Here is a 12,025-nt window from a genome sequence, read left to right on the forward strand (position 1 = left end):
ATGAGTACAGACACAGACGCGGACGCGAGAGAACAGCTGATCGACCTGGCCGAGGAGTTCTACGAGCAGTTCGAGGAGGGCGACGTGCCGAAGATGCGGATCCCCACCCGGACGAAGTCCAACATCGAGTACGACGAGGACAAGAACGTCTGGGTGTACGGCGACCGCGAGAGCACGCGGACGGCCAAGACGATCTCCGGCGCCGAGAAACTGCTCAAGGCGACCTACACCATCGACTTCCTCGCCGGTCAGCTCGACGAGGACCGCTCGTCCACCCTGCGTGAACTCTACTACCTGAGCGAGTCCTGGGACCTCGACGAGGCCCAGTTCAACACGCAGGACGAGTCGAACAACCTCATCGAGGACCTGGAGATCGTCTCCGAGGTCAAGCGCGAGGACTTCCACATGCGCCCGGAGGAGTCCGGGGCGAAGATAATGGGCCCGCTGCTGCTCCGCGAGCAGACCAACCGCGGCGACCGGGAGATCCACTGCCAGGACGACGTCGGCCAGGGCGGCTACCAGATCCCGAACAACCCCGACACCATCGAGTTCCTCGACAACGACGCGGAGTTCGTCCTCTGCGTGGAGACCGGTGGTATGCGCGACCGACTGGTCGAGAACGGCTTCGACGACGAGTACGACGCGCTGGTCGTCCACCTCGGCGGCCAGCCTGCGCGGGCGACCCGGCGGATCACGAAGCGACTCCACGACGAACTCGACCTGCCGGTCGTGGTCTTCGCAGACGGTGACCCGTGGTCGTACCGCATCTACGGCTCCGTCGCCTACGGTTCCATCAAGAGCGCGCACCTCTCGGAGTACCTCGCGACGCCCGAGGCGCAGTACATCGGCATCCAGCCGGAAGACATCGTCGAGTACGACCTGCCGACCGACCCGCTCAGCGACTCTGACGTCAACGCCCTGGAGAGCGAACTGGAGGACCCGCGCTTCCAGACCGACTACTGGGAGGAGCAGATCGAACTCCAGCTCGACATCGGGAAGAAGTCCGAACAGCAGAGCCTGGCCTCCTACGGCCTGGACTTCGTGACCGACACCTACCTGCCGGAACGCCTCGACGAGATGGGCATCCTCTAATCGGCGCCGGATTCACTTCTCTATCGCCCCGGTCGACTCAGATCGTCAGGTACGCGAGGACGAACAGGACCACGTTGTACACGGCGTGGGCCGCGATCGGCACGGCGAGGTTGTCCGTCAGTTCGTAGACGGCGCCCAGCACCGCACCGGTCGTGGCGATGAGGAGTGCACCGGCGACGACGGCGCTCGCCGCGCCGGTGTAGTTCGCGAGGTGCAGCGACCCGAACAGGAGGCTGGCACCGGCGACGGCGGCGACGGGGCCGAACGCCTCGCGGAGCGTCCCCTGGACGACGCCCCGGAAGAGGAACTCCTCGGCGGGCGCGACCAGTACGACCGAGAGCGCGCCGAGCCAGAGCAACAGCGTCGGGTCCGTGATGGCCGCGTCGCCGATGACCGATCCCGGGACGAGCCCCAGGCGTTCGAGGACGACAGAGAGGACGACCGCGCTGGCGAGCGCGGCGACCGTGGCCCCGGCGGCGTAGGCCGCTTCACGGCCGGACGGGACGGATATCGGAATCGACATGCCGCGGTGCCTGGCGACCAGATACCCCAGCGCGAGGAAGCCGACCTGACCGACCGCCGTCAGACCGACGAAAGCGAACGTGCTCTGGACGTCGACTTCCAGGACGAACAGCGGTATCAGGAAGGCGATGCCGGCCACGAGCGTCGCGAGGAACGCCCCGACCGTCAGGAGGACCGCGAACCCGACCGCGCGAATCGGGCTCGTCCGGCCGCGCACGTCGCCACCCACGTCTGTCTCGTCCGTCAGAATGCTCACTGTGATGTCACCCGTGGACCGATTCGCCCGGTCGACGAATAAATATTCGCCACAGGACGCCGTAGATCGTCGGATATCGGGAGAATCAGGCGAAAGACGGCCGCGGTGGCCCCTCAAGGGCGACGCCGCTCAGCGCTCGTCGAGCACGACGGGCACGCCCCGCTTGGCGACGTCCTCGGCGAAGGCGCCGCTGTCTCCTTCCAGCGCCGCGAAGGTGTTGTAGTGGATCGGGAGGACGAGGTCGGGATCCATCGCCTCGGCGAGGTCGGCGGCGTCGTGGCGGTCCATCGTGTACGACTGGGAGATCGAGGGGACGAACAGCGAGGCGTCGAGTTCCTCGTGGCCGTCCAGCGCGTCCGAGTCGCCCGTCCAGAAGACGCTCGTGTCGTCGACGGAGGCGACGAATCCGCAGCCGATGCCCTCGGGGTGGATCGGCGTGCCGTCCGGGTTCACGTTCTTCCCGTCGGGGTCGTTGTAGGCGGGCACCGTCATGATCGGGACGTCGTCGACGACGAGTTCGTCCTCCATGCCGACCTCGATCACCTCGTAGGGGAGTTCGTCGATCGGGGTCAGGTCGCGGTCGCTGTCGGTCACGTCGATGCCCTCGAAGGCGACGACGGTCGCGTCGTCTTTCGCGACCCGTTCGACGCCGTCGCTGTCGTAGTGGTGGATGTGCGTGACGCAGACGACGTCGCCGTCCCGCGCGTCGTACTCCTGAGCGGGCGGGTGACCGACGCCTGGCGTGTCGGGCTCCCACTCGCCGGTGAGCGTGCCGTAGCGGCCGGGGTCGAAGTAGACGACGGTGTCGTCGCCCTCGATCCGCAGGGTCGCGTAGCCGAGCCAGTCGACCGTCAGGCCGTCGTGCCGGACTGTCATACGTTCGCGTTCCGGTGTCACGGCGAAAAGGCTTCGCCTCTGGGTACACGCTTCCGATACCGTCGATCGCTCGCGGTCGGCCACCAGTCGGCCGCTGCTCTCGGCCCGCTGCTCTGTCACTGCCGCTCGGCCAGTCGCTCGACGCGCTCCAGGGAATCGGCGTCGTCGGGGTCCTTGTCCTCGCGGACCCCGAGGAAGCGCGGGAATCGGAGGGCGTACCCCGACGAGTAGGTCGGCGAGGCCTGGATCTCCTCGTAGCCGACCTCGAAGACGACGGCGGGGTCGATGTCCACGTCGGTACCGTCTTCGGACAGGACGTGCGGTTCCAGCAGGTCGGTCAACGCTTCGAGCTCCTCGTCGGTGATGCCCGTCGCGACCTTGCCGAGCGTCTCGAACCCGGCGTCGGTCCGCGCCGACAGCAGGAACGTCCCGAGCAGTTCCGCGCGTCGCCCCTCGCCCCACTCGGCGCCGGTGACCACGAGGTCGAGCGTCTCCACGTCGGGCTTGCGCTTCAGCCAGTTCTTCCCGCGACGGCCCGGTGTGTACGTCGATTCGGGGTTCTTGAGCATGATCCCCTCGTGACCGGCGTCGAGCGACTGGGCTTCGACGTCGGCGATCTCGTCGGGGTCGTCGGACAGTTCGAGCGCGGACAGCGCCGACTCGCCGCCCTCGCCGAGGAGAGCTTCGAGCCGTCGGTGGCGCTCGACCAGGGGTTCGTCGAGGAGGTCGTCGCCCTCCGCGTGCAGGCAGTCGAACGCCCGGAATTCGACGGTCACGTCCTCGCGGGCCTTCGCCACGTCGTGTTTCCGGCGGAAGCGTCGCAGGACTTCCTGGAACAGGAGCGGCGAGCCGTCGTCGGCGACGGCGACGACTTCCCCGTCGAGGATGGCCGGCGCGTCGAGCGCCTCGTCGACGAACTCGACGATCTCCGGGAGCGGGTCGGTCACGTCCTCCATGTTCCGGGAGAACAGTTGCGTCTCGGGCCTGTCGTCTTGGGACCCGTCGTCTTCGGCGTCGTCACTCCGCGACGGGTCGTGGTGTACCTGGACGCGAGCGCCGTCGTATTTCCACTCGACGGCGGCCTCGTCCCACCCCTCCAGCGCCTCGGTGACGGTCCCGGCCTGGGCGAGCATCGCGCCGACCGGCCGCCCGATTTCCAGCCCGAGCGCGTCGAGCCCCTCGACGCCCTCGTCGCGGGCGACGACCGCGACTTCGCCGTAGTCGTTGGTGACCTGCAGGGCTCGTTCGACGTCGTCGACGGGCACGTCGAACGCGTCGGCGACCGCGTCGCGAACCGCGCCTTCGCCGACGCCGATTCGCATCTCGGAGAGCACGAGCCGCGCGAGGTAGCGCGCCTCGTCGCCGTCGCTCCGGTTGAACAGCCCGAAGAGGATGTCGCGTTTCGTGTCTCTACTTCCCGCCCCATCGGTGGCCGCGAGTTCGCGGAGGTCGGCGTCGACTTCCGCGACGGTGAGTCCGTCTGGACCGCCGCCGCTACCGGCACCCCCTCCGAACGCACCCAGGCCCTGCTGGCCGCCGAACTCGTAGCTCGCGGCGACCTCGCCGACGTCGCCGAGGTCGGCGACGCGGGACTCCACGTCGTCCGCCGAGACGTTCGGGCCGGCGGCCTTCGCGATGGCCTCGTAACAGAGCGCGGGGCCGATGTCGAGTTTCGTCGAGACGTGTGCCGGGAAGACCCGGCCCTGCACGTACCGTGCGACGACCGGCAGGTCCTCGCCGGCCGCCTCGAACAGGTCGGTGACCCGTTCGCGGACCGCGCTGTCGGCGCTCTCGGCTTCGATCGCTCGGGCCCGCTCGGCGAAGGCGGCCAGTTCCATCGCCACGTCGGTAGGTCTGCCACCGGCCTAAAACCCGACGGAACCGCCTCCGCGTTACGTCGACGCCCGCTCACCGACTGGTGCTTCGCTCGGCCTGCGGACTATCCCTTCGCTCGACCTGCGCCACGTCGTAGATCCGGGTCCGTTCGGTCGGGTACGTCCGGTCGACCGAGCCGCCGGTGTACCCGAACCGCTCGTCGCCGTCGGTGTCGAGGTGCGGGACCGCGTACAGCTCCATCTCGTCGCCGTACGTCGATTCGAGCGCGATCCGGACGTCCACCTCGTCGCCGGGCGAGATGTACCCGCTGTGGCCGACGATCTCGCCGTCGGCCGACTTGGCGCGGATCGTGACGTATCCGCCTTCGGACAGCGAGACGGACTCGACCGTGACGGTGTCGCCGGTCATCGTCTGGTCGGCGAAGGTCACCTGTGCGACCGGCGAGGAGAGGAGGACGAACGCGCCGTACGCGACGGCGAGCATGATCGCGGCGTGTTTCGCGCCGTCCTTGAGCGACCCTTCCCCGAGCTGACCCGCGATGAATCCGGAGAGGACGGCCTGGATGATGGCGGTGTGGAAGAACACGAGCGTGTAGGCGGCCTTGTTCACCCGACCGAAGCGGGCGAACGCCTCGACGTCGATGGCGAGGCGGTTCGTGTTCTCGGGCGTCGGGACGTTGTTCGGGAGGCTCGGGACGAGCACCTCCTGGACGGCCACGATGATGATCAGGAACACGACGAAGGAGACGTAGATGACGACGAGGTACGTGAACATCTGCTGGCGGCGCTTGCGGCGGAGTTTCAGCTCCGCCGACGCCTGCTGGCCGGCGATCCGCAGGACCGGCCCGACGTCACCGCTCGCCCGGAGCGCGTTCGTCAACAGCGTGACGACGCGCGTCGTCGCCGTCGTACGGACGCGGAGACCGAAGCGGCGCAGCGCGTCGTCGACGTTCGCGCCGTAGGTGACGTCCCGGTAGATCCGGTCGACCTCGATCGAGAGGACGCCGAGGTCGCTCTCGCGGACCCGTTCGATCCCCTCGACGATCGACATGCCGGCCTCGTTGAGGCTCGCCAGCCTGTCGAGCAGTTCCGGGAGCGCGGCTTCCATCCGTCGGATCCGGCGGCGGTAGAGCTCCCAGAGAACGGCGAAGGAACCGACCACGACCAGCAGCGCCTGGATGAGGACGTCGTCGAGCGCGCGGACCTGGACGTCGCCGGCGAACAGCCCCGGCGCGCGGAGCGCGACCGAGAGCAGCGCGAGCGGGACGGTCACGTAGAGGATCGCGGTCGGTCGCTCCAGCAGCGTCCGCACGGGCCGGTCGAAGAGGACGCGGACGCGTTCGAGCGCGTCGTAGGCGGCGAGTTGCCGCCGGCCGCTCGACGCCGTCGCGTAGCCGCCGTCGGTCGCCTGTCGGTCGCCGCCCCACTTCGACTCCAGGTCGGGCAACCCCGAGTGGCCGCGGATCGATTCGGCGAGGCCGCTCGTCTTCGCTCCGCCGCCGACGCCGAGGAGGTCGAGTTTCCCCGAGAGGTAGACGACGAAGAGGAGGTTCCCCAGCGGGATCATCACGTACGCGAGCAGCCGCAGGAAGTTGATCGTCTGCGTGGTCGTCAGCCCGAAGACGATCAGGATCGTCATCAGGAAGAGCGTCCCGGCGACGAGGATGGTGACGTACGCTTCCGCGATGGTCGCCAGCAGTTCGAGGACGTCCTCCTGGCGGTCGAGCGCCTCCTCCTGGTAGCGGTCGTACTGGTCTCTGAGGAACCCGGGGAGGTTCTGGCCGCTCTGGAGGACGCTCGCGAGGTTCTCGCCGAACGTCTTGAACTCCTCGCTGGGGGTCCGCCTCGTGGCGCGCCGGACGGCCGTGATGATGTCGCGGCCGAAGAGATCCATCTCCCGGACGGCGACCGATATCTCGTCCGCACCGTGGCCGTACACGTTCCGGTTGCGTGCCAGCGTTCGCATCACTTCCGGCATCGCCATGCCGCCCCGCGAGAGCGCGTAGACGAACGCGACCGTCCGCGGGAGCCCCTCGTTGATGCCCCGTCTGCGCATCTCGGCGTGACTTCGGGGGCGCTCCCAGCGGTACCAGTACGTGAACCCCGCACCGACCAGGCCGGTCAGCACGCCGCCGCCGGTCAGGACGGCGAGGACCTGCGTCGGGGCGAGTACCGGTTCGAGTTCCGGGCGCCCGAGGGCGTTCGCCATCGCGTTCGGCAGCTGGTTGATGAACTCGCCGACGGCCGGCAGGATGAGCAGCGCGCCGCCGGTGAGATACACGCCGACGATGGCGCCGGCCACCCCCGTGACCGCGGTGACGAGGTACGTCTCGGCGGCGTAGGCGCGATAGGTCTGGTCGACGTACGCCTCCCTGAGCCGGCGGCGGCGGTCTGGCGCCTCTTCGGTGACGTATCGGGCGAAGTATCGACGCGCGACCCGCGTCGAGAACGTACGCAGCCCTCGATGGACCGGCACCAGCGGGACGAGGGCGAGGAGTCCGAGTCCGACCACTAGCGGCACGAGACCGACGAGCGAACTCATGAGTCGCCGACGGTGACCTCGGCGTCGTCGATCATGTCGACCACCTCGCCGGGGTCGGCGTAGTACTTGTTGACCATCGCGGTGAACCGACGGAAGTCGGTGATCCCCTCGTCACGCAGGTACGCGAGGAACCGCCGCCGGTTCCGGAACTCCCGCATCAGTTCGGCGCGCGTCCAGCCCTGCTCCTGTCGGATCTCCTCCAGCAGTTCGCTGTTGTTCCGCGTGAACGTGTCCGACGTGCCGTCCCAGGAGTAGGTGTTCGAGTAGTCGAGTTCGCCCGTCCGCTGGTCGATGCCCTCGATCTCGGAGATGGCATTCGCGCGGCGGACCCGCTCGCCGCCCGATCGGGTCAGCACCTGGACGCTGAGCACGTCGAGCGACTGCACCATCGGCCGCGGGACGTTGATCGGCTCGTTCTCCAGCCGGTTGATGACCGTCTGCACGGAGTCGGCGTGGAGCGTCGAGAACGTCGTGTGCCCGGTGTTCATCGCCTGGAAGAGGGTGATCGCCTCCTCGCCGCGGACCTCGCCGACGACGATGTACTCCGGGCGGTGGCGCAGCGACGAGCGCAGCAGGTCGTACATCGTGATGTCGCCGTCGTCCATCCGCTCGCGAGTGACCGACGACAGCCAGTTCTCGTGGTACAGCGACAGTTCGCGGGTGTCCTCGATGGTGATCATCTTCGAGCGCGGCGGCACGAACATGGAGACGGCGTTCATCGAGGTGGTCTTCCCCGCCGCGGTCCCGCCGGCGAAGATGAGGCTCTTGTTGTTCTCGATGCACAGCCAGAGGAACGCCAGCATCCGGTCGTCGTAGGTGCCGTAGTTCAGCAGGTCGACCGGCGTCAGCGGCTCCTCGGCGTACTTCCGGATGGTGAACGCCGACCCGCGCGGCGTCACCTCGTCGCCCAGCGCCAGTTCGATGCGCGACCCGGTGGGGAGCGTCGTCGAGACGACGGGGTCGCTGACGCTGACGTGCCTGCCCGAGCGCTGTGCGAGCTGGACGACGAAGTCGTCGAGCGTGTCCCGCTCGAAGACGACGTTCGTCTCCACGTCCGTGTACTCCTCGTGGTAGACGAACACCGGCAGGTTCGCGCCGTCGCAGGAGATGTCCTCGACGTGCGCGTCGTGCATCACCGGGTCGAGTTTGCCGTAGCCCAGGAACGACCGGTGGAGGTAGTAGAACAGCCGGTAGAACGTCTCGGTCGCCACGTCGACGCCGTACTCCTCCAGGCGCCGGCGCAGTTCCTCGCGGAGCGCGTCAGCCGGGTCGGCGCTCACGTCGTCGCGGTAGATGAGCGGGTCGCGAACGTCCTCGAAGACCCGTTCCAGCAGGTCGAGTTCCGTCTCGTCGAGCGACGGTTCGACGACGCGGTAGCGGTGCTCGTTCTCCTCGTCGTCGTAGCTGATCGTGGCGTAGGCGAAGGGGGCGTTGAGCCAGTATCGCTCGACCTCGCGTTCGCCGGTGGCCGGAGGCTCGGCCACGAGCCGCCCGTGGCGTGCGGGGTCGTAGTTCGGGACGTGGATCCGGGTGCCCGTGAGGGCCGTGGCGGCCCGGGTGAGCCACTCCTGGAAGGCTTCGAGGTGGCCCTCCCCCGCTCCCGTTCCGTCGCTGGCTTCGCGTGACATGAGAGGTCCGTGACCGCGTGTTACCCGAGGTATCCCGGCGACTCACTTAAACTCGAACCCCCAGTAATCACGGATGAAACTGGCGAAGCGGCTGATCGCCGATCCCGCCTCCGGGCCGCGGCTCCGCGGCCGTTACACCGTAAACAGGTGGCCCTCTTCGGGCACGTCGAACAGGCCGATGCGGGCACCGGCGTCGAGCCAGGCGTGGCCGTAGGAGAACGAGGCGAGGGCGTTCACGGGGTCGCCGTCGTCGCGGAAGTGGCGGCCGTCTTCGAGGTACGAGCGGGCCATCTCCTCGCACTCGGCGGCGGCGTCGGCCATTGGCGTCCCCTCCGGCGGTGCGACCTCGGCGGCGTCCAGCGCCTCGGCGAGCAACCCCTCGTAGCGGTCAGTCTTCTCCTCTAGATCGGCGGGCATGTTCGGAGTGGAGTGGGGGCGCGCTCCTAAGCGTTCGGTCGTCGGTCCGCGGCGGGCGGTTGCGCGTCGGTCCCGGACGGCGAATCGGTCGGCTTCGGGGTACTGGCCGGATGGTCACGTTCTCTGAGGGGTATTGGTCGTCGAGGACGAACGGGAGGCATGGACGAGGATCTCGGCGACAGCCGACTCGACCGCGGCGACGAGGAGTTCGCCGCGGACATCGCCGGCGACACCGACGCGCTTCTCGAGATACTCCCGCACTTCTACCGGGGCGAGGTGAGTCAGGCCAACAGCGCCCAGGACCGGATCGACCGCACGACGAACTGGGCGATAACCCTCCTGGCGGCGCTGTTGTCGCTCGTGTTCTCCGCACCGGCGATGCCGGCGTACCTGTTGCTCATCGCCGTCGGCGCGCTCGCCGCCTTCCTCTCCTACGAGGTGCGCCGCTACCGCTTCTACGACATGTACCGGTCGCGGGTCCGGATCGTCCAGGAGAACGTCTTCGCCAACGCGCTCTCGCCGGAGGGCGCGGAACACTCCAGGTGGCGCGAGGAACTGGGCCGGGACCTCCGCTACCCGACGTTCAAGGTCTCCCTCCTCGAAGCGCTCTCGCGACGGCTCCGTCGGATCTACGGCCTGCTGTTCGTCGTCGTCGGCGTCGCGTGGGTGGCGAAGGTCACGCTGTTCACGCCGGAGAGGCAGTGGACCGAGGCGGCCGAACTCCCGGGCGTCCCCGGTGTCGTCGTCGCGGCCGCGCTCGGGGTGGTCTATCTCGCGATCGTCGCGCTCGCGGTCTGGCCGATCGACCGCCAGGCCAAGGGCGAAATTTACGGCGAGCGATTGGGCGAGTGGAAAGAAGACTGATCGGGGGGGCGCGGGGACGAGCGCGGCGGTGAACGAGCACGCGTCGCAGCGGATCGGGCGCGTTCGGCGACGTAGCCGCCCGTCGAGACGGGTCGCTCCGACAGCGCAAGCTAAATACCCCGTCCTGCATTACCGGTGAGCAATGAGTTCCGAGACGGCCGACCACCGACGGCTGATAATCGCGGGTTCGGGTATCGCCGGACTGACAGCGGCCATCTACGCGGCGCGGTCGAACCTGGAACCGCTCGTCCTCGAGGGGGACGAGCCGGGCGGACAGCTCACGCTGACCACTGACGTGGAGAACTATCCGGGCTTCCCCGACGGTGTCGGGGGCACAGAACTGGTGAACAACATGAAAGAGCAGGCCACCCAGTTCGGCGCCGAGATCACCCACGGCATCGTCGAGGACGTCGACGACGACGTTCGGCCCTTCGAGGTCGAACTCAACACCGGCGACACGTACACGGCCGACGCCTTCATCGCCGCCAGCGGCGCGAGCGCGCGGACGCTCGGCGTCCCCGGGGAAGACGACCTGATGGGCTTCGGCGTCTCGACGTGTGCGACCTGCGACGGCGCGTTCTTCCGCGGCGAGGACATGCTCGTCGTCGGTGGCGGCGACGCGGCTTTCGAGGAGGCCGACTTCCTCACGCGCTTCGCGGACACGGTCTACCTGGCCCACCGCCGAGAGGAGTTCCGCGCCGAGGACTACTGGATCGACCGCCTGATGGAGAAAGTCGAGGACGGCGACGTGGAGATCATGCGCAACACCGAACTGCTGGAAGTCCACGGCTCCCAGGAGGACGGCGTCGACCACGTGACGCTCGCGCGGAACGAGTCGGGCTACCCCAAAGACAACCTCGACGACCCCGAGACCGAGGAGTTCGACTTCGACGTGGGCGCAGTCTTCGTCGCCATCGGTCACACGCCCAACACCGACTATCTCCAGGACACCGGCGTCGAACTGGACCCGGAGGGCTACGTGATGACGCAGGGCAGCCGCGGCGGCGGCGAGGGCGCGAACCAGACCGCGACCGGCGTCGACGGGCTGTTCGCTGCCGGCGACGTCGTCGACCACCACTACCAGCAGGCGATCACCGCCGGCGGCATGGGCTGCAAGGCCGCGATGGACGCCGACGACTACCTCGAACGCGAGGCGCCCGCCGCGGGCGAAACCGAGACCGCCGCGGAAGCCGACGACTGAGAACCGGCGAGCGAAGCTCGACACTGGGGACTGACGAGCGAAGACCGACGACAGAGGACAGTCGGCGCCAAAACGCGTTCATTCTCTCCTGCCGTCTCCGTCCGGACCCCTCGACCGGCACTCGCACACGCATCCACCAGACCCATATGGTGGCTGTCCTTACGGAGACCATGGCAGACGCCGAGACGGTGACGCTGACGCTCGAATCGGAAGACGGTGCGACGGACGAACTCGTCGTCCCGACCGAACTGCTCGACCTCCTCGCCGAGGGCGACGAGACGGCCCCCGAAGTCGTCGGCGACATCGCGATGTTCGGCCTCGCACAGCGCATCCACAGCGCGGTCCACCACAGCGAGGGCGACGTCGACGAGACGGTCGCCGACACCGAGGAGCTGACCCTGGACCTGTTCGAGGAGCGCTTCGGCCGCTCGTTCGCCGAACTCACCGGTCACGCCCACTGACCTCCCCTCGCAGTCGATCCCGGCCGTTCTCTGTATGCGTCGACCGTGAGCGACAGAAACCCGCCGGGCGCGGTCACTCGACCGGCAGGTGGTCCGAACCGTCGACCGCTTCGACAGACGAGTCCGAACAGAGTTCGCGGAGACAGTCGGTACAGAGCGTCAGATCCAGCTCCTTGGTCGACTGCCCGTCGAAGTCGAACCGGAGCGTGTACTCCCGCGTGAGCGCGCCGTCTCCGCAGTTACTGCAGGTCACGCTCTCACCTCGTCCGCGAACCTCGGTCTCGGTGTCGGTCCCCACGACGTGAAGCGTTCGTCGAGTCGGTCGCCGGTC

11 protein-coding genes are annotated in these 12,025 nt (G+C 68.2%); 4 read left to right on the forward strand and 7 right to left on the reverse strand.

What is annotated here, in order from left to right; all coding sequences use genetic code 11:
- The gene (locus ACMGFE_RS06735; protein ID WP_436924305.1) at window positions 1-1,092 is read left to right on the forward strand and encodes a DNA topoisomerase IV subunit A; all 1,092 of its coding nucleotides are present in this window, start codon (window positions 1-3) and stop codon (window positions 1,090-1,092) included.
- A gap of 37 nt (window positions 1,093-1,129) precedes the next feature.
- On the opposite strand, the gene ACMGFE_RS06740 is transcribed toward ACMGFE_RS06735, so the two are convergent.
- The 6 genes from ACMGFE_RS06740 to ACMGFE_RS06765 all read right to left on the reverse strand — a co-directional run bounded on the left by ACMGFE_RS06740 (window position 1,130) and on the right by ACMGFE_RS06765 (window position 9,168).
- Entirely contained in the window at window positions 1,130-1,870 is a 741-nt protein-coding gene (locus ACMGFE_RS06740) for a CPBP family intramembrane glutamic endopeptidase (protein WP_436924306.1), read from the reverse strand.
- A 129-nt stretch (window positions 1,871-1,999) separates the two neighbouring features.
- On the reverse strand, window positions 2,000-2,746 hold the full coding sequence (locus ACMGFE_RS06745; protein ID WP_436924307.1) for an MBL fold metallo-hydrolase: 747 nt from the start codon (window positions 2,744-2,746) through the stop codon (window positions 2,000-2,002).
- Window positions 2,747-2,862: 116 nt separating this feature from the next.
- Window positions 2,863-4,584 carry an ATP-dependent DNA ligase LigA gene (ligA, locus tag ACMGFE_RS06750; RefSeq protein WP_436924308.1) on the reverse strand — a complete coding sequence of 574 codons (1,722 nt, stop codon included), beginning with the start codon at window positions 4,582-4,584 and terminating at the stop codon, window positions 2,863-2,865.
- Window positions 4,585-4,654: 70 nt separating this feature from the next.
- On the reverse strand, window positions 4,655-7,123 hold the full coding sequence (locus ACMGFE_RS06755) for a type II secretion system F family protein (RefSeq protein WP_436924309.1): 2,469 nt from the start codon (window positions 7,121-7,123) through the stop codon (window positions 4,655-4,657).
- Window positions 7,120-8,751 (reverse strand): type II/IV secretion system ATPase subunit, encoded by a 1,632-nt coding sequence (locus ACMGFE_RS06760; RefSeq protein WP_436924310.1) that lies wholly within the window; start codon window positions 8,749-8,751, stop codon window positions 7,120-7,122. Before ACMGFE_RS06760 ends, ACMGFE_RS06755 begins: the two co-directional genes overlap by 4 nt.
- A 132-nt stretch (window positions 8,752-8,883) precedes the next feature.
- Window positions 8,884-9,168, reverse strand: coding sequence for a DUF357 domain-containing protein (locus ACMGFE_RS06765; protein WP_415382142.1), 285 nt, complete (start codon window positions 9,166-9,168; stop codon window positions 8,884-8,886).
- A 159-nt stretch (window positions 9,169-9,327) separates the two neighbouring features.
- On the opposite strand from ACMGFE_RS06765, the gene ACMGFE_RS06770 reads away from it, so the two are divergent.
- The 3 genes from ACMGFE_RS06770 (at window position 9,328) to ACMGFE_RS06780 (ending at window position 11,694) form a co-directional block, all read left to right on the forward strand.
- Window positions 9,328-10,032: a DUF2270 domain-containing protein gene (locus ACMGFE_RS06770; RefSeq protein WP_436924311.1), complete on the forward strand. Its 705-nt coding sequence runs from the start codon at window positions 9,328-9,330 to the stop codon at window positions 10,030-10,032.
- Window positions 10,033-10,174: 142 nt separating this feature from the next.
- Window positions 10,175-11,233, forward strand: coding sequence for an NAD(P)/FAD-dependent oxidoreductase (locus ACMGFE_RS06775; protein WP_436924312.1), 1,059 nt, complete (start codon window positions 10,175-10,177; stop codon window positions 11,231-11,233).
- A gap of 170 nt (window positions 11,234-11,403) precedes the next feature.
- The gene (locus ACMGFE_RS06780; protein WP_436924313.1) at window positions 11,404-11,694 is read left to right on the forward strand and encodes a DUF7545 family protein; all 291 of its coding nucleotides are present in this window, start codon (window positions 11,404-11,406) and stop codon (window positions 11,692-11,694) included.
- Window positions 11,695-11,767: 73 nt separating this feature from the next.
- Here ACMGFE_RS06780 and ACMGFE_RS06785 read toward each other — a convergent pair whose 3' ends face one another.
- Entirely contained in the window at window positions 11,768-11,947 is a 180-nt protein-coding gene (locus ACMGFE_RS06785; RefSeq protein WP_436924314.1) for a hypothetical protein, read from the reverse strand.
- Window positions 11,948-12,025 lie beyond the last annotated feature (78 nt).

This window comes from Halosimplex amylolyticum, assembly GCF_051414035.1.
GTDB lineage: Archaea > Halobacteriota > Halobacteria > Halobacteriales > Haloarculaceae > Halosimplex > Halosimplex amylolyticum.